31 protein-coding genes and 1 pseudogene are annotated in these 24616 nt (G+C 33.7%); 10 read left to right on the forward strand and 22 right to left on the reverse strand.

Annotation, left to right across the window (positions count from 1 at the left end; all coding sequences use genetic code 11):
• Positions 1 to 586: 586 nt before the first annotated feature.
• The 9 genes and pseudogenes from IGI87_RS13520 to IGI87_RS13560 form a co-directional block, all read right to left on the reverse strand.
• Positions 587 to 1210, reverse strand: a complete 624-nt coding sequence (locus IGI87_RS13520) for a nucleotidyltransferase domain-containing protein (RefSeq protein ID WP_438737453.1) — start codon at positions 1208 to 1210, stop codon at positions 587 to 589.
• Positions 1211 to 1324: 114 nt separating this feature from the next.
• Positions 1325 to 1861, reverse strand: a complete 537-nt coding sequence (locus IGI87_RS13525; RefSeq protein WP_010829182.1) for an Asp23/Gls24 family envelope stress response protein — start codon at positions 1859 to 1861, stop codon at positions 1325 to 1327.
• Positions 1862 to 1890: 29 nt separating this feature from the next.
• A complete protein-coding gene (locus IGI87_RS13530) occupies positions 1891 to 2079 on the reverse strand; it encodes a DUF2273 domain-containing protein (RefSeq protein ID WP_010821197.1) in 189 nt (62 codons plus the stop codon).
• 16 nt (positions 2080 to 2095) lie between these two features.
• Positions 2096 to 2662, reverse strand: a complete 567-nt coding sequence (gene amaP, locus IGI87_RS13535) for an alkaline shock response membrane anchor protein AmaP (RefSeq protein WP_438737455.1) — start codon at positions 2660 to 2662, stop codon at positions 2096 to 2098.
• 330 nt (positions 2663 to 2992) lie between these two features.
• Positions 2993 to 3394 (reverse strand): hypothetical protein, encoded by a 402-nt coding sequence (locus tag IGI87_RS13540; RefSeq protein ID WP_438737457.1) that lies wholly within the window; start codon positions 3392 to 3394, stop codon positions 2993 to 2995.
• A 593-nt stretch (positions 3395 to 3987) separates the two neighbouring features.
• The gene (locus tag IGI87_RS13545; protein ID WP_438737459.1) at positions 3988 to 4410 is read right to left on the reverse strand and encodes a C39 family peptidase; all 423 of its coding nucleotides are present in this window, start codon (positions 4408 to 4410) and stop codon (positions 3988 to 3990) included.
• A 123-nt stretch (positions 4411 to 4533) separates the two neighbouring features.
• Positions 4534 to 5322: pseudogene (locus IGI87_RS13550) on the reverse strand (M23 family metallopeptidase); the annotation flags it as partial.
• Between the two features lie 216 nt (positions 5323 to 5538).
• Positions 5539 to 7689 (reverse strand): MucBP domain-containing protein, encoded by a 2151-nt coding sequence (locus tag IGI87_RS13555; protein ID WP_438737461.1) that lies wholly within the window; start codon positions 7687 to 7689, stop codon positions 5539 to 5541.
• 344 nt (positions 7690 to 8033) lie between these two features.
• On the reverse strand, positions 8034 to 8366 hold the full coding sequence (locus tag IGI87_RS13560) for a hypothetical protein (protein WP_174126111.1): 333 nt from the start codon (positions 8364 to 8366) through the stop codon (positions 8034 to 8036).
• Positions 8367 to 8875: 509 nt separating this feature from the next.
• On the opposite strand from IGI87_RS13560, the gene IGI87_RS13565 reads away from it, so the two are divergent.
• The gene (locus IGI87_RS13565) at positions 8876 to 9085 is read left to right on the forward strand and encodes a hypothetical protein (protein WP_173958771.1); all 210 of its coding nucleotides are present in this window, start codon (positions 8876 to 8878) and stop codon (positions 9083 to 9085) included.
• 18 nt (positions 9086 to 9103) lie between these two features.
• On the opposite strand, the gene IGI87_RS13570 is transcribed toward IGI87_RS13565, so the two are convergent.
• From IGI87_RS13570 to IGI87_RS13580, 3 genes are all read right to left on the reverse strand, one after another.
• Positions 9104 to 9652, reverse strand: coding sequence for a hypothetical protein (locus tag IGI87_RS13570; protein WP_425141820.1), 549 nt, complete (start codon positions 9650 to 9652; stop codon positions 9104 to 9106).
• 571 nt (positions 9653 to 10223) lie between these two features.
• Positions 10224 to 11027: a hypothetical protein gene (locus IGI87_RS13575; RefSeq protein WP_438737464.1), complete on the reverse strand. Its 804-nt coding sequence runs from the start codon at positions 11025 to 11027 to the stop codon at positions 10224 to 10226.
• Between the two features lie 631 nt (positions 11028 to 11658).
• Positions 11659 to 11901 (reverse strand): hypothetical protein, encoded by a 243-nt coding sequence (locus IGI87_RS13580; RefSeq protein WP_025193935.1) that lies wholly within the window; start codon positions 11899 to 11901, stop codon positions 11659 to 11661.
• A gap of 600 nt (positions 11902 to 12501) precedes the next feature.
• Here IGI87_RS13580 and IGI87_RS13585 point away from each other — a divergent pair.
• The 8 genes from IGI87_RS13585 to IGI87_RS13620 all read left to right on the forward strand — a co-directional run bounded on the left by IGI87_RS13585 (position 12502) and on the right by IGI87_RS13620 (position 17728).
• A complete protein-coding gene (locus IGI87_RS13585; RefSeq protein WP_174126109.1) occupies positions 12502 to 12879 on the forward strand; it encodes a hypothetical protein in 378 nt (125 codons plus the stop codon).
• Positions 12880 to 12883: 4 nt separating this feature from the next.
• On the forward strand, positions 12884 to 13384 hold the full coding sequence (locus tag IGI87_RS13590) for a hypothetical protein (protein ID WP_438737467.1): 501 nt from the start codon (positions 12884 to 12886) through the stop codon (positions 13382 to 13384).
• Between the two features lie 571 nt (positions 13385 to 13955).
• The gene (locus IGI87_RS13595; protein WP_174126108.1) at positions 13956 to 14597 is read left to right on the forward strand and encodes an N-6 DNA methylase; all 642 of its coding nucleotides are present in this window, start codon (positions 13956 to 13958) and stop codon (positions 14595 to 14597) included.
• Positions 14598 to 14656: 59 nt separating this feature from the next.
• Positions 14657 to 14902: a type II toxin-antitoxin system PemI/MazE family antitoxin gene (mazE, locus tag IGI87_RS13600; RefSeq protein WP_025189702.1), complete on the forward strand. Its 246-nt coding sequence runs from the start codon at positions 14657 to 14659 to the stop codon at positions 14900 to 14902.
• On the forward strand, positions 14892 to 15257 hold the full coding sequence (locus tag IGI87_RS13605; protein ID WP_010818203.1) for a type II toxin-antitoxin system PemK/MazF family toxin: 366 nt from the start codon (positions 14892 to 14894) through the stop codon (positions 15255 to 15257). The genes mazE and IGI87_RS13605 overlap by 11 nt, the downstream gene beginning before the upstream one ends.
• A 559-nt stretch (positions 15258 to 15816) precedes the next feature.
• Positions 15817 to 16254: a hypothetical protein gene (locus IGI87_RS13610; protein WP_010818204.1), complete on the forward strand. Its 438-nt coding sequence runs from the start codon at positions 15817 to 15819 to the stop codon at positions 16252 to 16254.
• 22 nt (positions 16255 to 16276) lie between these two features.
• On the forward strand, positions 16277 to 16663 hold the full coding sequence (locus tag IGI87_RS13615) for a hypothetical protein (protein WP_010818205.1): 387 nt from the start codon (positions 16277 to 16279) through the stop codon (positions 16661 to 16663).
• A 621-nt stretch (positions 16664 to 17284) separates the two neighbouring features.
• Positions 17285 to 17728, forward strand: coding sequence for a hypothetical protein (locus IGI87_RS13620; RefSeq protein WP_105194742.1), 444 nt, complete (start codon positions 17285 to 17287; stop codon positions 17726 to 17728).
• A gap of 63 nt (positions 17729 to 17791) precedes the next feature.
• On the opposite strand, the gene IGI87_RS13625 is transcribed toward IGI87_RS13620, so the two are convergent.
• The 6 genes from IGI87_RS13625 to IGI87_RS13650 form a co-directional block, all read right to left on the reverse strand.
• Positions 17792 to 17998, reverse strand: coding sequence for a hypothetical protein (locus tag IGI87_RS13625; protein ID WP_174126107.1), 207 nt, complete (start codon positions 17996 to 17998; stop codon positions 17792 to 17794).
• A 56-nt stretch (positions 17999 to 18054) separates the two neighbouring features.
• Positions 18055 to 18408, reverse strand: coding sequence for a hypothetical protein (locus IGI87_RS13630; protein WP_174126106.1), 354 nt, complete (start codon positions 18406 to 18408; stop codon positions 18055 to 18057).
• Between the two features lie 114 nt (positions 18409 to 18522).
• On the reverse strand, positions 18523 to 19104 hold the full coding sequence (locus tag IGI87_RS13635) for a thermonuclease family protein (protein WP_174126105.1): 582 nt from the start codon (positions 19102 to 19104) through the stop codon (positions 18523 to 18525).
• 26 nt (positions 19105 to 19130) lie between these two features.
• Positions 19131 to 19286, reverse strand: a complete 156-nt coding sequence (locus IGI87_RS13640; RefSeq protein WP_174126104.1) for a hypothetical protein — start codon at positions 19284 to 19286, stop codon at positions 19131 to 19133.
• A gap of 35 nt (positions 19287 to 19321) precedes the next feature.
• Complete coding sequence (ssb, locus tag IGI87_RS13645; RefSeq protein ID WP_010818211.1) at positions 19322 to 19804, reverse strand: single-stranded DNA-binding protein; 483 nt, start codon at positions 19802 to 19804, stop codon at positions 19322 to 19324.
• 5 nt (positions 19805 to 19809) lie between these two features.
• Positions 19810 to 20178, reverse strand: coding sequence for a hypothetical protein (locus IGI87_RS13650; RefSeq protein WP_010818212.1), 369 nt, complete (start codon positions 20176 to 20178; stop codon positions 19810 to 19812).
• Positions 20179 to 20334: 156 nt separating this feature from the next.
• Between IGI87_RS13650 and IGI87_RS13655 the strand changes: the two genes are divergently transcribed.
• Complete coding sequence (locus IGI87_RS13655; RefSeq protein WP_025189703.1) at positions 20335 to 20604, forward strand: hypothetical protein; 270 nt, start codon at positions 20335 to 20337, stop codon at positions 20602 to 20604.
• A 17-nt stretch (positions 20605 to 20621) separates the two neighbouring features.
• On the opposite strand, the gene IGI87_RS13660 is transcribed toward IGI87_RS13655, so the two are convergent.
• From IGI87_RS13660 to IGI87_RS13675, 4 genes are all read right to left on the reverse strand, one after another.
• Positions 20622 to 22286, reverse strand: coding sequence for a DUF3991 domain-containing protein (locus IGI87_RS13660; protein WP_174126103.1), 1665 nt, complete (start codon positions 22284 to 22286; stop codon positions 20622 to 20624).
• Between the two features lie 99 nt (positions 22287 to 22385).
• Complete coding sequence (gene mobP2 / locus IGI87_RS13665; protein WP_174126102.1) at positions 22386 to 23633, reverse strand: MobP2 family relaxase; 1248 nt, start codon at positions 23631 to 23633, stop codon at positions 22386 to 22388.
• Positions 23630 to 24079 (reverse strand): hypothetical protein, encoded by a 450-nt coding sequence (locus IGI87_RS13670; RefSeq protein WP_010831088.1) that lies wholly within the window; start codon positions 24077 to 24079, stop codon positions 23630 to 23632. The genes mobP2 and IGI87_RS13670 overlap by 4 nt, the downstream gene beginning before the upstream one ends.
• A complete protein-coding gene (locus tag IGI87_RS13675) occupies positions 24079 to 24345 on the reverse strand; it encodes a hypothetical protein (protein WP_010831089.1) in 267 nt (88 codons plus the stop codon). The genes IGI87_RS13670 and IGI87_RS13675 overlap by 1 nt, the downstream gene beginning before the upstream one ends.
• Between the last annotated feature and the right edge of the window lie 271 nt (positions 24346 to 24616).

Raw genomic sequence — 24616 nt, forward strand, 5'->3', positions numbered from 1 at the left:
TATATAAAAAACGTAAAATTTATAGCTCTTAAGCATCTATGTACAATTTATTATCTAATCACTCAGTATAAACAGAGCTCTACATGAGATGTGAAATTTTATATTTAAAATTTTCCATACTTTTACCATATACATTTTCATTAAAATAGAAAAATAAAACTAGACTTATAACAGATTATAATTAAACATTATTCGATGTATAAAACTTTAATCCTTGTATATCGATTTTTTTATCAAAAATATACTCAGCAGAGTTTCCATAGATATCTGTTTAATACAAGATTTATTGTGTAAACCTTACATATCTTTTCAGTAAAATGATAGAGTATCACTAATAAACAAGATTTATACATATTAACCTTAGTCTATAAATAAATTTTTTTTTTAAAAAGTGAACAGAAATAAAAAAATTCTGTTCACTTCACTAATCATCCTAATAAACAAGGTTTAGTATTATTTTTAAAGCGATTATGGGATTATCTTTTAATACAACTATCACTTTTATACAAGTTGCATTTCAGCTATTCTTTAAATTAGTTTCTAATTTATAAGTACTTTTCTCGATGAGCACTTAATTTTAATTTTTTTATTCTACTTTTTCTAGAATATTTCTTAATTGATGTATCCATTTCTCCAAAGATGTATGTGTCGCTTTTTCAAGTACCTCTGCATACAACGCATGTGAAACGGGATCTTTTTTTTTCATATAACTTAATGATTTTTTAGGTCCATAATATTTTAATGAACAAATGTCAAAATATATTTCTAGACTGTCAACTAGAACCCAATGTAGTCTATAATATCCTTCAGGATCTTTTCTTAACGATCTAGCTAGCATTTTTTCACACCACTCAATTTGGGCTTTATTTTCTTCGTAATTTTTATACGGAATGGAACTTATTACATAATTCACTCTTTTTTTTAGCCACATTCCTATTTTATCACTGTCATAAACAATTTTTCCGTCAAAAATTTGGACAAAACTCATAAAATCAATCTCTGAGTTTTTAAAATAAGACTTGGGATACACAAATAAATCCAATTGGATATCATCTACAAAAGATGTATCATGTATATATTGACAAGTATTGCTTATTACTAATACGTCAAAATCGCTATTAGTATTATTTGTTTTGTTTGCATAAGATCCATACAAAATAATAGAGCTTGGATCATATTTTTCAAAAATATATTTCATTATTTTTTCCATAAATTTTTCTCCTAATATTTAATATTAGTAACCATAAGCTATACTATAATACATATTCAAAGTAAAAAAAGCGAGAATTTTTTAATTCTCGCTTTAAGTGCACAATATCTATACTTATTGTACACGAGATTCAGTTAATTCTTTTGCTTTAGAACTACCTTTTGAAGCTAGTTCTTTTGCTTTATCTGTCTGCTCACTGGTAAAGTTAGTTACTGCTTCTGTAGCATCACCCATTTTATCTTGTAATGTTACAGAATCTTCTTCATGCTGCTCTTCAGTTTTTATATCTACAACATTCACATTCACTTCGATTACTTCTAATCCCGTCATATTTTTAACTTCTCTTGTAATGATTTCTTTCATTTCGTTATAAATTTTATGGATATCTTTTCCATATTCTGCGACAATATCTAGGTCTACCGCCACTTGTTTTTCTCCTACTTCAACATCTACACCAGATGTGACATCATCTGTGTTTACTAGTTTACCAGCCAAATTTGAGAAAAAACCACCGTCTACCGTAAGCAGTCCATCCACTTTCTCCAATGAAATGCCAATAATTTTTTTGATTACTTTGTCTTCATATGTTAATTTTCCTTTAACCACTTCTACTTTTTTTAATTCTTTTGTGTTTTCTTTTGCTTTATCCATTAAAAATCGCTCCTATACGTTTATATTTTTTATTTATTAATGATTTTCCCAAGAAAATCACTTTTGCTAATATAATTCCCTATAAATATACCTAATACAACCATGATAACAACAAGAATTGTTTTAAAAAAACCTACAGTTAAAAATAAAATTGCAAAGACTAATCCCGTTAGTCCGCCAATAATTGGAGACTTATACACTGTTAATATTTCTTTCAAATTCTCCCCTCTTTCTTTATATTACTCGTTTTTTTTCTTTTTTATTATCGTCTGAACGAGCCACATTTTTAAAGATAACTTCTGTTTTTATCGATGTATCTAGTCCAATGAAATTCTTAATATAGGTATCAATTTTTCTAATTGACTGATTCGTCTGATCAATAATATCTATATTACTACTGGTATTTCCAACGATTTTTATTTTTATCTTTTTTTTATACATTTTTACTTTTACTTTCGAATCTTTTAACAAGCTAGACTGGTTTATTTGTGATTGAACTAAACCTATAATCGCACTTTTTTTTATCTCTAATTTGCCTTTATCTTCATTCAACTTGATAGACGTAACTTCTATAGGGCTTAGAATAGTTACAAAAATAGTTAAAGCAACAGCTATCATTCCTATGACGCTCCCCCAATAAAGATAGAAAGGTAGATATCTACCTATCAAAGGATAGTCTTCTGGCCTGATAAAATGAACGCTCAATGAGTAGACAAATTGATAATGGACAAAAATTGTAAATAAAAAAGTGCCAAAAATAAAAGCAATAAAACTAAAAAGTATTTTTTTCCCCTTCGTCATCGATCCCCCCTACTTTCATATGAAATTTATCACAATAAAATTTTACCAAAAGTATTTATTCTATAAAAATTTTATGCTCAAAATTTTTAGTATTATTAATTAACAATCAACTTAATAGTGGCTAATTAAAACAATATTGTTCTTTTTAATAAAAAGAGTCAGAACATTCCTTTACATAATTTTCAAAGTCTTGAACTTTCTTGGTTACTTAATTCACGAATGTCTCTGCTTTTTAATCATGAATATCAGCAACATTCCATTTCGTACATTTTTTAACTTTAAATTAATCAGCTAAACCTTCATCTGCCATTTTCATTCACTAAAGTTTTTTTATTGAAATGATACAGAAATCACACTATTTCCTATTATTTGAGGTGGTATAGAACGTGTTGTAGCAAAGTCTTTATGCACTCTCACTACTATTTTATCTCCTACTCTAATCTCTTTATTTGTAGGTAACGTGGTAATCAGTCTTCCACCCTCATTAAATGTATCTAGATTGTTTTGGTCTTCCTCATCGACCACTTTTACGTCATCAAACGAAATGAAATAGTCATCTGTCTGGTCTACTTTCTTCGGTGGTTCGATAAGCGTAGCAGAAAACTCAATCGATGACTGGTCTGATCCACCAGAAATGGATGTATCTTTTTGTTCATTATTTTTTATAAGCAAAAATATAGCAACAAAGAGTATTATTAGCATCATAAAACTAATTATAAATATTTTTTTCATGAGATACCTCCTTTTTTATACAATCATACCATATTAAATGTTTTTTGTTATTTTTTTAGGAATAAATTTGGCATATTTTATCGTTTAATAAACTTCTTTGTTAACTAGATGTGTTGTCAATACATCTATTATTTAGATTACTTTTACTGATTTCCCCTTTATGTATTATACTTATCAATTATTATCAAATTCTAAAATAGGTTAAAAACAAGTACAAATTAGAAGGCCTTCTTAAGAGTAATTTTTGCTACATATTTTTATCAATCCAATCTATAAGGTTGATTAGTAGTGAATAAAAATGTCAGCAGGTCATGACCTACTGACATTAAGATACCTTAAAATATTATTTTACATTATATAAAAAATTTATTTTAAGCGGAATATGTTTAAACATAAATATCTTTCTTTTATTTTTAACTAATACTTAATAATACGTTTTAACGAATTACAACCGCGAAATTTCTCTCCTTGTATACACTCTCAAATGTATTCTTATCGATCCAATATTTACCAGAAACCGGATCCGATACGTGAAGTTTTCCTTTTTTGAATCATAACCATCTAAAGTTACTGCATGATTATTATTTACTGCTCTACCAAAATCCCATATTCCCCATCGTACCGGTTGAAATTTTATCGTTACCCAAGCAACAATTGTGATTATTATTTTTCACTTCATTTAGTAATTCATCTAAAGAATGACCTGACATATCTTTTAGATCACCATATGCTTGTTCCCATTTTACTAAAGGAATAGGATAGATAGCGGAATAAGTCCATGAGTTTTCAACAAAAGGACTTCCTACCAATCCATCATAAGGATTTCCACTAGAAGAGATAGGAATCGTCTTCAAAAACTTGATTAAGTCCCAATCTGGAATTTTCCCTTTATACTGTAATCCTTGTAATAGTGAAGCTCCCTCACACCCACTAGGTGCTCCTAATGCATACTGATCATAATTTTTTACTCCAAGTAAATTATAATCTTCAGAAGCAAAAGCATTAGTACTCAGCATAAAGAATACTCCAACAACAGGCAAAATAAATGATTTTTTTAGTATATTGACTATACCTTTATTTATACTCGTTCACCCCTTTAAAATTTATTAAATGCGTAATCGTGCTGTTATTTTTTAAATTTAAAAAGGATTAGACTGTGAAATGCCAATTTGTAAGCGATCTAACGGTTCCCCAAAAATTCCTGCATAACTATCTAATCCAGGAATAGAAACATTATCTGCACTTACTTTTAACCATCCTAATCGTTTCGTAGTTTGTGAGCGATAGTATGCTTGTGATAATTTTTCTCCCTTAGGTGCTATATAATTTAACTGAACGCCATCAATTGCTTGTCCTTGAATACCTGCTACACCATTCACTGTATCATTTTTATTTCCTTTATTTACCCAAGCTAACCAGCCACTTTGAGCTGTATGAACACGATACTTCATTTCCCCTTTATCTACCTTAATATAAAGCATGTCATGTTGACGATTAGGATAACCTGCAAAACCATCATTAGTGTTGTTAAAGTTTGTTACTTCCCCCAACCAAGATCCCCCAAGGACGTGTAAACCATAATGTACATTTGTTGTGAAATTTGTTGGTCCTGGATTTGGAGGTGTAGGCGTAGATCCTCCTTGAAGTATAGGAATTGGGTTAAACCAAGTGCCATCATCTTTATTCCAAGAAGAATGAGCAGAACGCCATTCTTTTTTTGTCATTCCTAAATGTAAATGACTAGAAGTAAACTTTCCTATCAGCTGTCCTTTTTTAACAGTTTGTCCAGTGCTAACTTTAATATCTCCAACATTTCGGCTAAATTCTTGATAAATCACATTTGTGTTTCCTGCTTGTAGTACAATAAATGCACCTAATGAACCTCATCCTACAGGATCCCAACCACAATATAAAATTTTACCATTATAATCATATCAAAGTGTTAAAGTGGAATGCCTGTGGTTTTCGTAATTTCTATAATTTCAAATTGCGGATTTTTGTCCAACAAGGAAATTAATACAACCCAAATTAAAAGTCCAGAGGATTTTCTCCTCTGGACTTGAAACGACTCTACAATTTCTCTTTACCAACATTATTTGAAAAAAATCCAAATAAATTTGAAATTTTTTAATTATGATTTTTTATTACTGTTTTCGATGGCTATTTTTTGACTTTCGAAAACGTAAAACAGAAGTTATAAGGACCAGTACTAAAAGTACTGAACCTACTCCAATACTTATCAACGCCAGCCTTTTATTTTCACCAGTTTTGGGTAAAGTGTGTTGGGATGATGAATATGTTTCTTTGTTATTAGTTTTATCTTTATGGTCAAGCTTATTATCCGCTTTTGAGTCAGGATAAATTTTATATTTCATATACACATAAGTTACAGTCTGAGCTTGATCTGTATACTTACCCGTAGGGTTGCCTCGAACTTCTTTGAAAGTATAGCCATCAATCGCTTTTTGTTCAGTGGTGTAGTCATCTCCAATATTACCCGTTTTCACTACTTCATCTGAAATCTTATTTCCTTCTGTATCAACATATTTAGCTGTCACTTCTGCTGCTTTTACTGGATTCTTCACGTATACATAAGTAACCGTTTGAGGTTGGTCTGTGAACTTACCCGTAGGGTTGCCTCGAACTTCTTTGAAAGTATAGCCATCAATCGCTTTTTGTTCAGTGGTGTAGTCATCTCCAATATTACCCGTTTTCACTACTTCATCTGAAATCTTATTTCCTTCTGTATCAACATATTTAGCTGTCACTTCTGCTGCTTTTACTGGATTCTTCACGTATACATAAGTAACCGTTTGAGGTTGGTCTGTGAACTTACCCGTAGGGTTGCCTCGAACTTCTTTTAGAGTATATCCCTCTATTTCTAGCCTATAATCCGGCGTTGTTGCATCAAAAGATTCACCAATATTGCCACTAATCTTTTGAGAAGGTTTCAATTCATTCCCGTCCGTATCAATATAATTCACCGTAACATCTGCAGCGGCTTCTTGATGATTGATCGAAAATTGGTGCAAGTAGGTTCCTGATGAAATGGCATAAAAACTATAACCATCCGGTTGTGCATATGACCCAGCTGGATTATTATAAAAAGCATTGTATTCCATTGTTTCAATATTTTCAAATTCACTTTGAGTAACCCCAGATACAGTAATCCCATCTTCAGTAATAGTTAATCTTGAAGAAGGTATCTGCACACCATTCAAATCAAAGTATGTCTGACTAGTACTATTTGATGTTGTAAAAGGAGGCTGATACCCATCAAAATTTGTTAATCGATTAGGCATAATGGAAAACGGAATAAAAAATGATTGATTTTTGGGATCATAATTTAACTCTTTTGCAGATAGTGAAGTGACTGCGTCATTTCTTCCTGTATTTTGGCCATATGCAGCCAAAATCGATAGTTTGGGAAAATCATTTATCACAGTAAAATCTGTCACACCACAAGTCTGAATTCTTAATTCTGTTAAATTTGGCAATGCAGTCAACGGTGCAATAGTCGTAATATTCATATTAGACTCAAAACTTAGCGACTCTAGTCCTTTCATATTAACAATTTTTGAAAACACTGCATCGGTTACGCTTGCGGAACTAAGATTTAGTCTAGTTACATTGTCACCAAAGTTTGGTACATTATCATCGGTTACATTTGCTCCCATTAAATATACATAAGCTAAATTATTTAAAGACTTTAAAACTGAAAAGTCAGTAATCTGATTTTGTCCGCTCATATAAAACGATGATAAATTTATGGCAAATTCTAATCCCTTCAAATCAGCAATAGCGGAATCTGCAGCGTATATATAAAGAGTCTGAAGTTTGTTCATCTGTTCCTTCGTGATTTCAGATACCTCTATACCTAGTGATTTAGCAACCACGGATTGTAGCGTTGGATCTGGCATCCAAGTTGCAAGATCTTCTGTATCATTAGCCATAGCGATTTCAGATTGTTCTTTAGAAGCTTGTCCTGCTGCTTCATTTTTGACTTGGTTATTTCCATGAGTTTCACCGTAATATTTTGCGCCGTTAGTAGAGTTTTCCGTAGTTGTTTCTTCTGTAGATTCATTTTTGTCTTCTGTCGAAGAATCAGAGGATTTGTCTGACGTTCTTGAAGAATCCAACGTTATATTTTCCTTATTCATTTTTTCAGAATCTTCACTAGTTGTTTGCTCTAAACTCTCTTGCTGATCATCTGCTCGAACATTCACAATCGGAGTCAAAGAAGACGTCACTATTAAACTTGCTAAAGATATATAGGAAAAAGCTTTCTTTTTCATTTGTCATCTCCTTCTAGGCGATTTTAAAACCACCAAATTGTATTAATTTGTGTATCTGATACATTATAACAATATTTGACTAAATTAACAATTCTTTAATGTGCATTAGATGAAAACAATAATTTGGAAGAAAAATATACATGGTGATATATAGCTTACAGTGTGAGAAAAACAAGTAGTAAAAGCAACTGCTCAAAGAGATAGATTTTTAAAAAAGTGATTTGTGCTTCCTACAATTTTTTATGCCATTTCATTATTGAATAGACAATTATTTTAAGGAAATAATAATTTACAATAGTATGTACCTATTGGTACTTTTGCATCAGTAACTTATAATAGTCATTTTATATTTTATTATTGGCGAAGCTTTCTAAATTTTTCTTTATACTATCAGCTTTTCTTGTCTGTAAATCTATATATGATAGAGGTAATCCAATATTCTTAATTTTTTCATCAAGATACGAAGCATCCACCTCATTATACATAATAATATCTGCATTAGGAATATCATCTTGTGCTATATCATAACTAATTATAGTTAAATCCCATTCAGGTTGTAATTCTTTTTTTAACTTGTCTTGAAATCTCTTAGAACTTATCCACACCATAGCATATCCACTACTTCTAATCACAGTTCCATTAGTATTTATTGTATAAATCCATACTACACTTTTCATAATTTTTTCTCTCCTTATATGTTTATTTTTTCATTAGTATGCTTCTTTGTCTTTTGATAATCTTTTAGCTGTTCCTTTAGACAGTAAAAATCCACCCATTAAACTTCAAAAAAAAGTTAAACTATTAATGAACTAAAAATAATAAATTCTTTTACAAAAGCTTGATGAATGTTTATTAATATAACAATCATAAGTAATTACTTACATATTAATTTACTACTAAAAGTGCTATTAAACAAAAATTTTTAAATAATATGTATACTCAAAATTTAGAAAATTAATTGTTGTTATTATGTCTAAACCATCTATAAACTAGATTTGTTAAAATTTAAAATACAAATACTATTCTAAACTTTTCATCTCATAAAATTTTCAGCTTTTAAATAACTGGAAACTTTGGAATGTAAAAATAGGAAATTTAAAAAATTTAATTTATCTTTAAAGTTCTTGTTTTACTATTTCTATGATTTGCGGTAATATAAAATAAGTTAATACAAGGAGCGTAATTTATGAAGATTACTTTTAATGATATATTTTCTCATATCCCTTTTTGGAAACAAATTATAGTTTGGCTTATTAGTATTGTTATTAGCGCCAAGGTGATTGATTTATTTACTAAACAAAATGGCATATTGTATACTCTTGTAAAACTTGTTGTGGGTTTCTTATTAGGATTGTTAATACTTTATATTATTGCAAAAAGAAAGCACTCCTCTTAAAGAGGAGTGCTTTCTTTTTTAGAATAATGCCCAAGCTATTCCCTGTGCAAATTTTCTTGCTACTCCACCACTGAAGCCTAATGCTTCTAGTCCTACAGTTAGTCCATCTTCCAATGTTCCAGAAAATGTTTCTAATGTCTTGGCCAAACTATTAGCTGCCCCGTAACCAACAACTGCTTTTATCCACCCTGGTAACTTGTTATAATTCTTTAACAGAATTTTAGCTGCCGCAGACCATTTTCCCCGAACTTGTCTATCTGAATTTCCATTCACAACATACCCATTTATCAAATCAACATTAGAAGGAACTTGGCTATTAACTTCATTAATATCAGAATCTGTCAATCCTAAGCTTTTTAAAAAGTTTATCTCATCATTATTTAAAGGATTGGAAAACTGTTTATTGTTCTTGTCATAACTAGGATTTGTTTCATTTTCAATATCCCACAGTGAAGTTTGATTCCCACTATTATATTCTGATGCAAAAGCAGTTGTTCCTGGAACTACCATACCTAAAACTAATACTGACAATAGTGTTATCGAAGAAATTCTTAAGCTGTTTTTCATAATTACACTCCATTCATAAGTTTAATTTCTAAATTATATAGTTATGTCACCTTGTTTGCAGCCTTTTTGTCTAGAAAAAATTTAATCAAAAGTATTTTTCATGTATAACTTCCTACTTTTTTTTTTATTTGTTGTAATTATAGCAATACTTAAGGTAGCTTATTATCAAAATCCCTATTTAACGTTTATCCCATCCTAAGAAACCGCAATCTTGTTAGAATTGCGACTTCTTTGATTCTTATACATTTAAACAAAAAAGCTGAGTTAAATGCATAAGAAAGACTGTCTTTTTTTGGGAGAACAGTCTCTAAGGATATAACATATTTTGACTTTTCATCTCTAACAAATACTCATAAAACCAGAATATCTACTAGTATAGTTTCTACAAGTATGATTAAAAAGTTCTTAACAATACAGTACAGACATACTAAAAATTTACGCAAATGAAATATGCCCAACTTGAATGCCCTACTGCTTACCTAGTAGCAATCAGAATATTAAAAAGACCAACAAGGCATACCCTGTTGGTTCTTTTAATTATTTAGCTATACTTACTTTGTCAATAACATTATTAAGCAATATTTCTCCAAGTGTAAGTTGCTACATGATCAGCGTGATCGTAGTCTACAAACATGTTAGGGAGTGCATACGGAGATACCAAACGTCCAGGTATAATCATTCCATTTCCATTATTGGCAAACCAATAACTGTGAAATACTATTTTAGAACAATAAGTAGGATCTAAACTTGTAGGCGCACCTGTAATTCCATAACTAAAACTTTTTCCTCTTATATTATTATTTCCCCAATTGGCAGATTGGGCTGGTTTATAAGCAGCCTTTGGTCTATATACTTTTGTCCATGTATCTTTTGTAGAATTACGAGCAATCATCCATTGAAACAAACTAATTGTTGACGGGTGCTTTTTGGGTCCGTCTATACTTAAGATAGTACCATCGCCTAAGTAAATACCTGCATGACCTACTATCGGACTAGAGGAAGTACTATTGGTGACTAGAATATCACCTGCTTGTGGTCTCTGAATATCTCTTTTTTTCCGAGCATGTTCTACAACAGGATCTTTAGGTTCCGGATATGTGACAAACTCATAAAATTCTGAGTATGTTATGGTGTTGTCTAATTCACCTTTTTTTATTAAATCTGTGTATTCCTTCTTAATAGCACTCTCGTCTAAACCAATATCTCTCTTTTGTCTAACTGCTTGTTCTCTTGCTTCAAAATTATCTAGTTCGACTCCTGATAAATTGTATTTGTCCAGAAAGTCGTCTATTTCATCAGCACTTGCTTTTGATGGAGCTATAAAGAACAATCCAACACTCAGCAGAAAAATAATCCCCAATAACATTTTTTTCATTTACTTCTTCCTTCTTTCTTTTGAATAATTTTGTAAACGCTTCCCTTCTTCACTTTACCATAGTCTTGAATCCATTTAAAGGATTTCTAAGTTAAATGATATAATAATCATTATTTTCTATATATGATATAATTAAAGAAAATATCTAGGAGTTGAGTAATATGGATTTATTTTTTGAAGTGATACGTGTTACTGGTGGTTTTTTGTTATGTTGGTTAGTATTTGTTATATTTTGTGCCACTTTAATTTTTCTATCAATAAAACATTTTAAAGAGTCACATATTCTTCATTCGTTTATTATTATTTTAGCATCCTTATCAATAATAATTACTACTTATATGGCATTGGGACTTTTCATAGCCATTCTTAATAAGTAGTTTACTAGCAAATATCAAGTATCTTTATTTTCTAGTAATCTAGTATCTATTTTTTCACTCCTAAACTTTTATTATTTATCTTTAGTAAAATATTTGTCTACTTACTTATAAAATGCTATAAAAGAATTGTAGGAAGCACAAATCACTTCTTTACAAATCTATCTCTTTGGCCAGTCGGCGGAAAACGACTGGCTATTTATCTGGTAAACAAAATAAAAGCAATCAGTGGTCGATTGCTTTTTTTGTACTTAATTTTAATGTAGTTCCTTGTAAGATAAATACAATAAATAGTTTGTATTCTCAATGAATTGGTAGATTGCCAGTTTTATCGTAGTGCTTATACCCTTCATTTTATTTACTTTACTCTCTACCTCTTCCTTGTTATAAGTAAAAAAATTATCTTGCCATACCAACGTTATTACTAACTCTTCTTCACGTAAATTTATAAAATACGTACATCCATAAGAATTTCCTCTTTCGTTAGCATAAATTTCCATATTAATCATTCTCTCCTTTTTTTAAGATCGCCTCTACTGGCTATTTTACCACTATTTGTTATTTCTAAACTCCGCTTAATTGAAGGAAAGTCTGTAAGACTTTCCTATGAATTTGTCAATATACAGTCGTTCGCTCGTACCATCTTCGACGTCGCTCTCTTCCTTTGACGCTTCGCTATATTGACAAATTCAGCCAGCTGTTACACAGCTGCCCTTTATTGAAAGGGAACGGGGCTTACAGCCCCTTTTCCCCCATCAATCTACGATTGCTGGGTCCCCCTGCGTGTGCTTCGCACACTTCCCGCCCGTTTACAACGGGCTATCGCTGACTTTGTCAGCTCACTTCCTTTCGCGTTCTATTTCCTTTGGTTGTCACCAGCAACTCCGTTGCTTCTATCACAGCTTCTGGGTAAACACAAGGGTAAATATACGGAGTTTGTACGCTGCTAAAGCAGCAACAACCTCTCGCCCTTGTGTTTACCTTCAGCCGTGATAATCCAACCTTACAAAGAAAATAGAACGCTAACGAAAGGAAGAAAACCCCTTCCAAAGAAAGCTATTTTTCTATTCTTCTTTGAACCAAATTAGGAGGGATATATTATGGGTTTAGACATGTGGCTCTATGAAAAAGAACAAGAAAAAGTGGAAGCACAAGCAATTGGTTATTGGAGAAAAGCAAATCAAATACGGGAATTTTTTGCTAGTTACGCACCCGAACAATCAGACATAAATATTGAAATGCTTATTGTGAATGAAGAAATGCTTTTAGAACTAAAACAAAGAATTATGCTTTGTCTAACCGAGCGCAAGGAAGAAACTTCTTCAGAATTACTACCAACCAGTCAAGGATTTTTCTTTGGTAGTACGGAATATGATGATTGGTATTATCAGGACTTAGAAATAAGTTTACCTATCATAGAAAAAGCACTAACAGCCATTAAAGATAACAAACTAGTGTTTTATCATGAATGGTGGTAATGCTATGGGATACACTACAGAACTTATAGGTACTTTCACAATAAATAAGCCTGTATCAGAGGACGTTGCCTCTTTGTTTCGTGGGCTTACAAATACTCGTAGAATGAAACGAGATAATACCTATCTTATTGAACATGGTTATGGAGATTGTGGCATTGATGGAGAATTTTTTGTTGAAGATTTAGATAATTATGGACAAGGTAGTTGTCTGGAATCAATCATTGAGTATAACTTCCCGCCTTCTACACAGCCAAGTTTATGGTGTGATTGGGAATTATTAGACGATAGCCAAACAATTTGTTGGAACTATGCAGAAAAATTTTATAACTATGTTGAATGGATAGAGTATTTAATTAACAACTTGTTGAAACCTAAAAATTATATTGTCAATGGCGTAGTTGCTTATCAAGGAGAAGATTTTGACGATTTTGGAACGATATTTGTCCGTGATAACTACGTTCATCACTTCCCACAATTAAGAAAACCACTTGATAGTTTTCAATAATAAAAAAGAGCAAGACTACTTGCTCTTTTTTATAGTCTCACTTACTTTTTGCTTATGGAAGCAAAGTCCTACAGCCTTTGCTATGAATTTGTCAATATACAGTCGATCGCTCGTACCGTCTTCGACGTCGCTCTCTTCCTTTGACGCTTCGCTATATTGACAAATTCAGCCAGCTGTTACACAGCTGCCCTTTATTGAAAGGGAACGGGGCTTGCAGCCCCTTTTCCCCCACCAATCTACGATTGCTGGGTCCCCCTGCGTGTGCTACGCACACTTTCCGCCCGTTTACAACGGGCTATCGGACTACGTCCTCCCTTTAGCGCTCCTCCGTCGCGCACCGGCCTTTTCGGCCTCCACCTTCTTGTCATTCTATTTTTTTGAAAAAACGGCAATTCCATTGCCTTATATCCCATCTTCCGTTGGATTAACAAGGGTAAATGCACTAACACCTGCATCCAGCTAAAGCTGGTACAGCTGTAAGCCCTTGTTAAACACTTCAGATAGGATCTATTTTTCTTAACAAAAAAATAAAAAAACAACAAGAAGGACACCCTTCAAAAAAGGAGAATTTATGAACCCAAAATCTGAAATCCTAAAAAAACTTCATCTATTTTCAAGAAAACATTCTTTGTCTACCGTTTACTATGACTGGATACATTTAATGGCGTTTACGTTTTCAAACAGTTGTGACAAACATAATTACGAAGAAAGAGAAAACCAATATTTACACACTATTAGTAAATACACAGAAGAAGAAGCCCAAATATTTGCAGAATGTTTCGGTCTTTTAATCCTAGCTTTTGAAAATAAACATACGGATTGGTTAGGTGAAATTTACATGGAACTACAACTCAATTCCACACAATCAGGACAAGTATTCACACCATATCATGTTGCAAAGCTAATGGCTGAACTAACGTTTAATAGCAATGAACCTCAATTAATTCACCAGAATTATTTTTCTTATTATGAGCCTTGTTGCGGAGCTGGGTCACTTATTATCGCTCTTTCTGAAGTTATGATAAAGAAGAAATACAATTTTCAAAAACAATTGATTGTTCACTGTGAAGATATAGACGAAAATTGCCTTTTAATGTGTTATGTTCAACTATCCATACTCGGCATAAAGGCTATATGCAAGGTTAAAAACAGCTTGTGTGAAGAACCTGAATCATCCGTTTGGAAAACCCCTTTTTATCAATTAAGTGTTTAAATCTAATCCAACGTCCAAACTTGTAATACCTAGTGAATACATGATATACTTAATAAAAAATGGAGGTGTTAACCATGACATCAACAAAAACTAGAAAACAAGGAAACTCACTGGTTATAACAATCCCTGCTGCGTTAGGAATCAAAGAAGGTGAAGAATTTGTTATTCTTCGCAAAAGCAATGGATCCATCGCTTTAATTCCGAAAGTAGAAGATTTTTTTGAAAATGCGACTGAAGGAGAGTTCTATATGCCCGAATTAGCGATTGATTACTCACCTAGCGGAGGCGAAATCGATGGAATATAAACCAAAGCAGAGAGATATTGTTATCATCGACTTTGCACCTTCAAAAGGGTATGAAATCAAAAAACGTCGCCCAGCTCTTGTAATGAGTAAAGACAATTACAATCGTTCAACCAATTTAGTGATTGTATGTCCAATAACCTCATTAAGCAAAGAACGTCCCTTTCTTGTTCCTATCTATAGTGAAAAACTTCATACTGCGGATAACGCAGTAAGTAAAGTAAATACACTGCAAGTATATTCGCTAGACTATACAGAACAGGCCCAACGTGGGATAAAATACGTAGACACGTTGGACGAAGAAACATTTTATGAAATTGCGCAAAAGTTTTTACAAAATTTCTCGTTTGTTATTTAAAAAGCCTTCAGTCGAAGGCTTTTTTTGTTGTCCACTTTATGGAAGCAAAGTCCTACAGACTTTGCCATGAATTTGTCAATATACAGTCGTTCGCTCGTACCGTCTTCGACGTCGCTCACTACCTTTGACGCTTCGCTATATTGACAAATTCAGCCAGCTGTTACACAGCTGCCCTTTATTGAAAGGGAACGGGGCTTACAGCCCCTCTTCCCCCATCAATCTACGATTGTTGGGTCCCCCTGCGTGTGCTTCGCACACTTCCCGCCCGTTTACAACGGGCTATCGGACTACGTCCTCCCTTTAGCGCTCCTCCGTCGCGCACCGGCCTTTTCGGCCTCCACCTTCTTGTCATTTTATTTTTTTGAAAAAACGGCAATTCCATTGCCTTATATCCCATCTTCCGTTGGATTAACAAGGGTAAATACACTAACACCTGCATCCAGCTAAAGCTGGTACAGCTGTAAGCCCTTGTTAAACACTTCAGATAGGATCTATTTTTCTTAACAAAAAAATAAAAAAACAACAAGAAGGACATCCCTTCAAAAAAGGAGGAACCCCCATGCCAAAAATCTATTTTGACGATTTTATCAAACTAACAAAGGATAAAATGGCTCAACAAATGGAAAACATGACCTATCAATACAAAGAAACCAAAGTGCCAAAATCGCATTACAAGAAAATGTTAGAGACAGCTCAAGAGGAAATCATAGAGCATAGTGTCGAAATTAATCTTATAGATACTTATTATCGGACATTAGAGCAGTTGCTAAAAACGAATCCTAAGTGGCTTTTCCAAGCACTTCTTTGTATAGATACTGGTATAAAACCTAGCACTATTAAGCCTGCAGAATATCAAGCATTAGAACTAACATGGTCTAAATTTATCGAAGATAAAAAAGCAAAAACCGTCGATAAAGTATGGTTGGACTACTTTGAAAACATTAAAGAAAATGGTGCTACTTACTCACTTATTAAAGAACAAGACAATAACTTTTAAAATTCAACAGGAGATAATAAAAATGAAAAAAAGAAAGTACAAAAATTATACAGCTATTTATCTAGAAACTATTTCTATCGAGGAATTTACAAAAAGTATAGAAAAATATAAGCAGGTTAAAAAAACAGAAAAACATGTTGTCATCAGACCCACTAAAAAGGCAATAAACAACTTTATTCAATCTCACTCATTATTACTATCAGAATGTACAATAGGAGCTAGCTATGAACTTTTAGGAATGCAATTTCACGCAGTTGATAGGTACAAAAGTCTTGTTACATTTTCTTATCTCAATAGAGAAGGAAAAAAAGAAGAAATAACACCTTTTATACAAAGTACTGCCCCGGTTGCCTATGTGCTTCTAGAAACTATTTTCGAGTATACAACAGGTAAACTTCTCTATTTCTAATTTATTTAGAAACTTCCGTTTTATTTAAATAGTAACACTTTCTACCTTTCTTAATAATAGGTAGAAAGTGTTTCCATCCTTGGTTAGTATTCGTTACACGAATACTTATGAATTTGTCAATATACAGTCGTTCGCTCGTACCGTCTTCGACTTCGCTCACTACCCTTGACGCTTCGCTATATTGACAAATTCAGCCAGCTGTTACACAGCTGCCCTTTATTGAAAGGGAACGGGGCTTGCAGCCCCTTTTCCCCCATCAATCTACGATTGCTGGGTCCCCCTGCGTGTGCTACGCACACTTCCCGCCCGTTTACAACGGGCTATCGGACTACGTCCTCCTTTTTAAAGGGCTTTTCCTTCGGGCACGGCAATTTCATTGCCTGGTATCACACCTTCCATTCAAGTAACAAGGGTAAATACACTAACACCTGTATCCAGCTAAAGCTGGTACAGCTGTAAGCCCTTGTTACTCATTCCAGGAGTGATCCATTATTATTTACAAAGGAAAATCCCTCCCTTAAAAAAAAGGTCAATCGGCATCATTGTTTTTTTAACAGATCATTTACTTATTTACAACAAATACATACAATAGATATTAGAAAAGAAAAGGAGTATTTTATTATGAATACACATTATACCTGTAAATACTGCGGTACTACTCTATCAGAACGATTAACATGTAATTTTTGCGAAATTGGTTTTTCACTTGACTCTGTATGCAAAGATAAAGAACGATCATCACAAATCCCTTATGAAATACCTATCTTAGGCGATGAAAATGAAGTTCTTAATCGCTCAACGATTGACTTACTATCGGAAAAAACACTTACGCTGTATTACTTGCTGAAGATTGCTCGTAAATCAAAAGATACTGCTTTTCGTGCGCATGAAGAAGAAAAGGTCGCTGTTTTAATCAAAAAAATATACATCATTGAAAATATAATTTTTGAAAGAGAAGGTGTCTTCCCTAAGGCAATGAACGACTCGGTATTAAAAAGAAAAAGAAAAGAAATTATTGAATTTGAAACGTATTTACGAGATAAAAATAAGTATATTATGAAATAAAAAAGCAACCAATCAAAGAACTATCAAGTATTCTTTGATTGGTTGCTTTTTATTGCTATGCTACTAATCACCAAATGCTTTCAACAACTCGTATCTATCTCTAATTAATTTTTCCATTGTATGTGCTGGATAGTATCTCTTGTTTTTTGTAGCCTTTTTCTTTTCATGTGAGACAATTTCCTCCCACATTGTGGCAGCCTCTTCAGATACTTCAAAATAAATCCTTTTCTTTTGCTGTGTACCTAGTTTATTCAGGTGTGTACCTGTCATGTCCTCACCTCTTTTATTTAAACTCTTACTTTTCTAAAATCATCACAATGAGTAAATCAACACTCCATTTTTTTAATGGATTCTTTTATTGTTTGACAAGGAAAAGTATTGATCCCATTTACTGATTTAGTAGTCGTATAATATGGAGTTAAAATTCCGCCATCGTCATGAATCATAAAATAGTCAACTCCCTTTTTGCTTCCAATTCTTTCAATGCAGTACACACCTTCGACTGGATAATCACACACAACAAAATCAATCGGCATAAATCCTTCATTTCTTAACATAGTACTAATTTTTAGTAAATGCTCTTTCTCTAAACTATCAGATAAATTATCTCTAATTTTAGTTTTTGCTAGGTTTGTTCCTTCAATTGCTTTCCAGTCACCATCGTAAATATATTTACTCATTTTTTATACTCTCCTTTGATTGTAGTTAACATTTTGGTATTGTTTGTCAGCTATTACTTATCCTGTCTAAATAAACATTACTATAATTCCAAACTATTTCGACAACATTCTCTTTTATTTAAATCCTTTGTCTGTGACATAGCCTGGTATGCTCCAGATTCCGAGTGATTCATTTTCAGCCTTTTCCTGTGCTTCCTCTAATTCTAGTAAATACTTAGTATTAGGCTCTTTGATATAAGCCACACGTGCTAAACCTTCTCTCACAAGCGTTTTTTGTAGTAATGTTCCATCTACGAATATGTAGCCCAGCGCTCGTCCGTAGCGATCTGTTTTATCGCCCTTATCATATTCAAAAGTAATTTCTGAAGCAGTAGACAAAAGCTCTTTTATACGGTTGCTAGCTTCTATGCCATAGGGCTGAACTTTTGTATTTGGTTTTACCGTCTCCGGTGTGTCAATTAACAAGAAGCGAACCTTTTGTTCTTTTCCGTCAATCCTCAAAACCGTTGTGTCACCATCTACGTGTCGAACAAGTTCAGCTAGAATACGTTGATCGTTTGAAATGGTTTGAGTAAAATTTTCAGTAACTTCCTTAACACTATCTAGTGCTTTTTGTTCAAGATTTGCGCATCCTGATAAGAATAAAGTGGCTGCTGCTGTTAGCAGTAGCCACTTTATTCTGTTTAGTTTTTTCATATAAACACCTTTTTCTTCCCCAATATTTATTTTTTCTGTTTTATAGAATAATCAATTTGTTTGTCACTCTCATTGCTTTTCTTGAAAGCAACACCTTCCAAAGCCCGTTCCCACTTGTCTGTCTTCATTTTGCGCATTTTAATACTATCTTGATAGTTTTTCTTTAAGTCCTCTTTTTCCATGTAGATAAAGCTCCTTTTTTTAAAATGTTTTCAAATTAAAATGGTAAATCATCATCCGAAATATCAATAGGACGTCCGTCACTAAAAGGATCTGCTTGAGGACTAAATGATCCATTTGCACTCCCATTAAATGAACTACTAGGAATTTGATTGTTTGACTCTTGCTGCGGTTGTTCTTGTTGTTTCGACTCATTTTTCGCTCTTGATTCTAATAATGAAAAACTTGTCACAAATACTTCAGTAACATACACTCGTTGACCTTGTTGATTCTCATAGTTACGCGTTTGAATCCTTCCTACTATCCCCACTAGTGTTCCTTTCTTTGTATAAGTAGAAAAGCTTTCTGCAGATTTGCGCCATATGACACAATTAATAAAGTCAGCTTCTCGTTCACCATTTTGATTTGTAAAATTCCGGTTGACTGCTAAGGTAAAGGTCGCAACTGCTGTCCCATTTGCAGTATAGCGTAAATCTGGATCTTTCGTTAATCTCCCAACTAAAGTACTTGAATTCAACATGCTGATCACACTCCTATTACTTTTTTTATTTTTTTCTGAATTCGTAAGCATTGTTTTTTTAAAGTTAAATAAATGACTGCTGCAGTAGCTACTATAAAAAGAATTTTAGCGACAAATGATATAAGTGGCACAAAAAAGACAAGAAGCGGCACAATATAAGTCCAAATGTAATAAAATATAGTTAAATAGATAGCAACCAGCATAAACAAAGCACTTAAGAAACATATCCTTTCAAAACCTTGCGTCTTAGAAATACCTTCCAAAACATATAACAACGGGAAACCTAACGCCTGGATAAGCAATGATAATAGATAATCTATTCCTGCACTTACAAAAGAATAGATACCTTTAAAAAAAAGTAAAATATTTTCCATATTACTCCCTCCTTTTGCACTAAATTACCATTCATCCTCCTGAAATTCTTATTCACTTTATTATACCTTATAAAGTTAACTTTGTAAATATAATACATTGATTTTTTTACCTTTATAAAGTATACTTTGGATAAGAGTTATCAAGGAGGTATCATTTTGAATAAAGAAGAGTTCAACAAGATACTAGACAATCATCCATTATTTCTTAAAGAATATCTGCAAGAAAATTTACTTACAAAAGACGAAGCACCAAAGTTTACGCAACAAACGCAAGCAAGTTTTGATTCGACGGCAAAGCTAAATTCAGTGATACAGCCATTCTTCTCTAAACAAAAGAACGGCCGCACCACTTTTAAGCTATATTTGAAATCTGAAATGATTGAATACGGTAAAAACAGACGAAGAATACACAAAAAAGAGGACTGATAGTTACGTCCTCTTTTTTATGCTCTTGCTAATTGTGCTTTTTTTGCGTATTTCTTTTGGTCTTCTCTATCTACTGCTTGATACCCGTAGTTCTTCAGTAAAAAGGCCATTTCGTGCGCAGAATCTGCTTCATAAAATCCTACGGTCTGATCAAAACGTTTTCTAGTAGCAATCATTTTTTTCTTTCCTTCTCGTTTCTTCACCGATAGTTCTAATTGTTCTCCGTCTTGTCGTTCATATGCTTCTGAGATCATTTTTCTTTCCAAACCTTGTGCCGTTCGTACTTTTAAAATGTCATTCCAATCCTTATATATGACATCTACTGGTTTGTAGCGTTCTTCCTTGTATAGTCCGTAGTATCGCTTTACTTTGTAATCTAAACTACGCAAGACGTCTACGCCAATATCAGGTTGGGGTTTCCGCAAAAACTCTTGCACATCAATATACCCTGTATTTGCATTTCTAGACTCATTTAATGCTTTTGCAACTTGAATAGAAACCTGGCCAACATCTATCACATGATCATTCCGTTCTCCAGGAGAAATTGCAGAATAATAACCACGATAATTCCATCCGTTTCCGACTGTTGTTTTATTAGACATATCCGTTAATGCTTTGTGGACCCCTGCAATTAATTCCCACTCTACCGAACCATTTACGGCTGCTGAAGCTGCCTGATAATGTCGGATATTATCTTTTAATACCCAGTGGTCCAACGGAATTAATGAATGGAATTTTTCGTACTTATTCATTTGATCCCAAAACTGATGCCCTGTAGGGTCATTATCCAAACCAAAAAACAATCCTTGTTCAGGTTTAGTACCTCTCGTCTCTTTCATATAATTAACAGCTGAAATCACTGTCTCTATATTCATACCATGCCTTCCATCTAAACAAAACAACATACAATCTTTCAGCTTCTCCTTATTTAAGGACCAATAGGACAAAGCATCAATAGGTGCTTCAAAGAAAAAGATTTTATTTGGATTTTTCCCTAGTGTAATGTTAAATCCAAAATGCTTTTGAGAGTTTTTTGCAATCTTTTTTACAATACCTCTAGGTCCATTCTTTTCATAGTCTACTTCTATTCCTTGAACGCTAGCTCCGACCCGTTTACCAGCTTGATTCCAAACGAAAATAGCTTGGCCATAAACATCTTGTTGAATCATCCCTTTGTGAATAAGACTCTTCACTATTTCTTCGTCCAACCCTCGTTTATTGATTAAATAATTTTCGACTTTTTCTGTAGAAGCTGCATGCTTGAAATAGTAGCGAAAAGGTTCCTTTTTTTCTATTTTTATTTCTGCTTTTGGAAACTCTGTATTCGTGAGTATTGCAACACATTCTTTGAACGTGCCTAGTTTCAAATACTCTTGTGCAAATGCAATTGTATCACCGCCACTTGTCTTTCCATCCGCATTAATTACTGAGTTTTGCCACCAGCGATTGGTAAATTTATTAATTCGTAGACTATCATGTTCTGCATCCGTTGCCCACTTGTTTCCTAAGTCGATAATATCTAAACCTTGCGCACGAGCAAAGTCCACAATAGACACCTGTTTTGCTTTAGCCTTTAATTCATTAAACGACTTAGCCCTGTTCTCATTCTCGTTGGAACGAGAACGATCTTCAGACACTTTTTCCTGGGGCTGCGAATTAGACTTTCCTTTTTTTTCCGGCATTTATAAACGCCTCCTTCAGTTTTTTATTGATAACATTTATTTTTTTCCTTCCCACCTAACGACAAAAAAAAGACAGATCTATTCGTTCTGTCTTTTTCTTTATCTGCTATTTTCTTGTTCTTGTTCACGGATCACTTGCTGGTAAACACGTTGGTTTTTGGCATGTTCTAATTGCTTATCTAAACCACGCTTTATTTTATTCAGTTGTTTTTGACTTACTAGCGGTTTTTGAGCCGTTGTTTTCCTCCACTCCTCCTGGTTTCTTACAAAAGAAAGAGGAGATTTTTGTCTGCGTTCTTTATCCTGTTCCTTCATATCACGTAACAAAGAATTACCTAGTCGTGTATATAACTCATGATACTTATTCCGCCGATAATCAAGTATACGTTTGTACTCAATATCACCTGTCCCATATGCCCGTTCTCGTATATCCATTTCTTCTTTTAACTGTTGATCCAACTGAGAAATCAAGTAGGGTTGAAACTCAGATAAATATGTTTCAATGTATTGATCAATAAATGGACGAACCTCTTTTAACGCATTGTTGTTGTACTTCCACAACCGTTTATCATTTGGCAAACGATCATAAATTTTTGTATACAAATTTCTGTAGGGATCCTCCCGCAACGCTACATTCCACGAATAACCAGGACTAGTAATTTCCTTACGAATAAGCGTTGATATTTTTTCTAATGACTGATCCCTATTTAACATAGAACTCACCATTCGGCTACGAACATGATCGAGTGACTTCTTCTTCCAACTTCCCTTACGCGCTTGATAGGACTCTCCTGTTTTTCGATTAAGGAATGTCCCATAGGGCCGAGTCGGTTCTGGTTCGACAATCGCAAAGTGAACGTGGATATTATCCGTATTGTAATGAATAGAAGCAGCCCACTTTGCCGACTCTGCTAATTGCTCTTCTACTAGCGTTTCTTCTAACGTATATCGAACGGCTTTTCTTAACGCTTCCGCATCGAGGTGTTTTGTTTTTGGATCCCAAAATCCGTAACGAGCAAGCCACGCGTTATCAAATGAAATCACGCCTTGCCACATGACCGAATCTTGTTCCTGGGCCAGCTGAAAAACTTCCTTCATAGCACGTCGTTCCGTCCGTGATAATTCATCCTTGTGTGCTGTAAAAATCCCTTCACTCTTTTCTGGGTTTTCCATGTATTCTAGGTAACCATCTTTGTCTTGGGTCGCTGCATTGAACTGGTCATAGTGTGCTGTGCGGATTGCTTCTTCCCGGTCTAAATAATCAACATATTCTTTAAACACTTTTGCGTTACCTGTGACATATTTAAAAGCAAAGACAACACCGGGACGTTTCTTCGCTTCACTCATTCATGACCACCTGGATTTATATTGGTATTCTTTTGTTCACGCTCCACTTTTTTCATGCGATAGGCTGCTATCTCGTCCGTTACCCGTTGAATCGATTGTTTCATTGGCTTGGCTACTAAGTCATTCATTCCACCTAGAGACGAGATTCCTTCTTTGATTAACCGACCATTCTCAATATCCATCAGTACCCTAACATTTTTGTCAACGTATCCCGTACGTATACGGATAGGGTCTAGCTCTTTTTTTATATCTGCAATAATAGATTCACGCAGAAACTGCATCGAGTCTAACTCATTGCGCAGCTCGTTTAGTTCCACACATAAGTCTTGCAAGATATCTGCCTTTGTCTTCCCTTTTTTTTCTTCAAGCTGCTTGGCAAAATACTTCATTGCAACATCATGCTTTCCTGGGACAAACTTTGCTTCAAACCTGACACGTTCTTCCATTAGGACACCTCCCCATAGTCTTGTAAAAAGCGTTCAATAATTTTTTGTTGTTCCTTAATCACCTTCAAGGCTTCGGACAAAACTAGCTCGTGGTTTTTGATAAGCGCCTCCCACTCCAGACGTTCACCAGTGAACTCGACACTGGCCACGTGAGAAGCTAAAACAGACTTTGCGTAAGCTTCGCGGCTTTTCGTTTTTTGTTTGGCTAAATCATCAAGACCCGCCACTGTTTTTTGGGAGAGTTTACGTAATAAAATATCTGGCATAGCGACAGTCCTTTCTATAAAAATTTGAAGTATCGTACGATGGAATAAGCGGAGCTTATCTCCATCGCGTTACAAGATAGTTGAGGGCTTGGCACAAGGCCTCAACTATCTTGTAAGAGCATAAGGCAACCCTGATATCAAATATGATATAAACCGCAGTGCGGTTTGGGTTTGAGGTGATAACAGATTTTTGACAAAAATCGGCTAAAATACATCTTTAGCCGACCTTGAACAGCCGACTAAACAATACTTATTAACGGCTAGCCGACTA

This window comes from Enterococcus sp. DIV1444a, from assembly GCF_051712125.1.
Classification (GTDB): domain Bacteria; phylum Bacillota; class Bacilli; order Lactobacillales; family Enterococcaceae; genus Enterococcus; species Enterococcus faecalis.

Coding starts and splice junctions, on each gene's coding strand:
- IGI87_RS13520 (WP_438737453.1), bottom strand. CDS start 1,210: ATGGAAAAAATAATGAAATATATTTTTGAAAAATATGATCCAAGCTCT.
- IGI87_RS13525 (WP_010829182.1), bottom strand. CDS start 1,861: ATGGATAAAGCAAAAGAAAACACAAAAGAATTAAAAAAAGTAGAAGTG.
- amaP (WP_438737455.1), bottom strand. CDS start 2,662: ATGACGAAGGGGAAAAAAATACTTTTTAGTTTTATTGCTTTTATTTTT.
- IGI87_RS13540 (WP_438737457.1), bottom strand. CDS start 3,394: ATGAAAAAAATATTTATAATTAGTTTTATGATGCTAATAATACTCTTT.
- IGI87_RS13545 (WP_438737459.1), bottom strand. CDS start 4,410: ATGCTGAGTACTAATGCTTTTGCTTCTGAAGATTATAATTTACTTGGA.
- IGI87_RS13555 (WP_438737461.1), bottom strand. CDS start 7,689: ATGAAAAAGAAAGCTTTTTCCTATATATCTTTAGCAAGTTTAATAGTG.
- IGI87_RS13560 (WP_174126111.1), bottom strand. CDS start 8,366: ATGAAAAGTGTAGTATGGATTTATACAATAAATACTAATGGAACTGTG.
- IGI87_RS13565 (WP_173958771.1), top strand. CDS start 8,876: ATGAAGATTACTTTTAATGATATATTTTCTCATATCCCTTTTTGGAAA.
- IGI87_RS13570 (WP_425141820.1), bottom strand. CDS start 9,652: ATGAAAAACAGCTTAAGAATTTCTTCGATAACACTATTGTCAGTATTA.
- IGI87_RS13575 (WP_438737464.1), bottom strand. CDS start 11,027: ATGAAAAAAATGTTATTGGGGATTATTTTTCTGCTGAGTGTTGGATTG.
- IGI87_RS13580 (WP_025193935.1), bottom strand. CDS start 11,901: ATGGAAATTTATGCTAACGAAAGAGGAAATTCTTATGGATGTACGTAT.
- IGI87_RS13585 (WP_174126109.1), top strand. CDS start 12,502: ATGGGTTTAGACATGTGGCTCTATGAAAAAGAACAAGAAAAAGTGGAA.
- IGI87_RS13590 (WP_438737467.1), top strand. CDS start 12,884: ATGGGATACACTACAGAACTTATAGGTACTTTCACAATAAATAAGCCT.
- IGI87_RS13595 (WP_174126108.1), top strand. CDS start 13,956: ATGAACCCAAAATCTGAAATCCTAAAAAAACTTCATCTATTTTCAAGA.
- mazE (WP_025189702.1), top strand. CDS start 14,657: ATGGAGGTGTTAACCATGACATCAACAAAAACTAGAAAACAAGGAAAC.
- IGI87_RS13605 (WP_010818203.1), top strand. CDS start 14,892: ATGGAATATAAACCAAAGCAGAGAGATATTGTTATCATCGACTTTGCA.
- IGI87_RS13610 (WP_010818204.1), top strand. CDS start 15,817: ATGCCAAAAATCTATTTTGACGATTTTATCAAACTAACAAAGGATAAA.
- IGI87_RS13615 (WP_010818205.1), top strand. CDS start 16,277: ATGAAAAAAAGAAAGTACAAAAATTATACAGCTATTTATCTAGAAACT.
- IGI87_RS13620 (WP_105194742.1), top strand. CDS start 17,285: ATGAATACACATTATACCTGTAAATACTGCGGTACTACTCTATCAGAA.
- IGI87_RS13625 (WP_174126107.1), bottom strand. CDS start 17,998: ATGACAGGTACACACCTGAATAAACTAGGTACACAGCAAAAGAAAAGG.
- IGI87_RS13630 (WP_174126106.1), bottom strand. CDS start 18,408: ATGAGTAAATATATTTACGATGGTGACTGGAAAGCAATTGAAGGAACA.
- IGI87_RS13635 (WP_174126105.1), bottom strand. CDS start 19,104: ATGAAAAAACTAAACAGAATAAAGTGGCTACTGCTAACAGCAGCAGCC.
- IGI87_RS13640 (WP_174126104.1), bottom strand. CDS start 19,286: ATGGAAAAAGAGGACTTAAAGAAAAACTATCAAGATAGTATTAAAATG.
- ssb (WP_010818211.1), bottom strand. CDS start 19,804: ATGTTGAATTCAAGTACTTTAGTTGGGAGATTAACGAAAGATCCAGAT.
- IGI87_RS13650 (WP_010818212.1), bottom strand. CDS start 20,178: ATGGAAAATATTTTACTTTTTTTTAAAGGTATCTATTCTTTTGTAAGT.
- IGI87_RS13660 (WP_174126103.1), bottom strand. CDS start 22,286: ATGCCGGAAAAAAAAGGAAAGTCTAATTCGCAGCCCCAGGAAAAAGTG.
- mobP2 (WP_174126102.1), bottom strand. CDS start 23,633: ATGAGTGAAGCGAAGAAACGTCCCGGTGTTGTCTTTGCTTTTAAATAT.
- IGI87_RS13670 (WP_010831088.1), bottom strand. CDS start 24,079: ATGGAAGAACGTGTCAGGTTTGAAGCAAAGTTTGTCCCAGGAAAGCAT.
- IGI87_RS13675 (WP_010831089.1), bottom strand. CDS start 24,345: ATGCCAGATATTTTATTACGTAAACTCTCCCAAAAAACAGTGGCGGGT.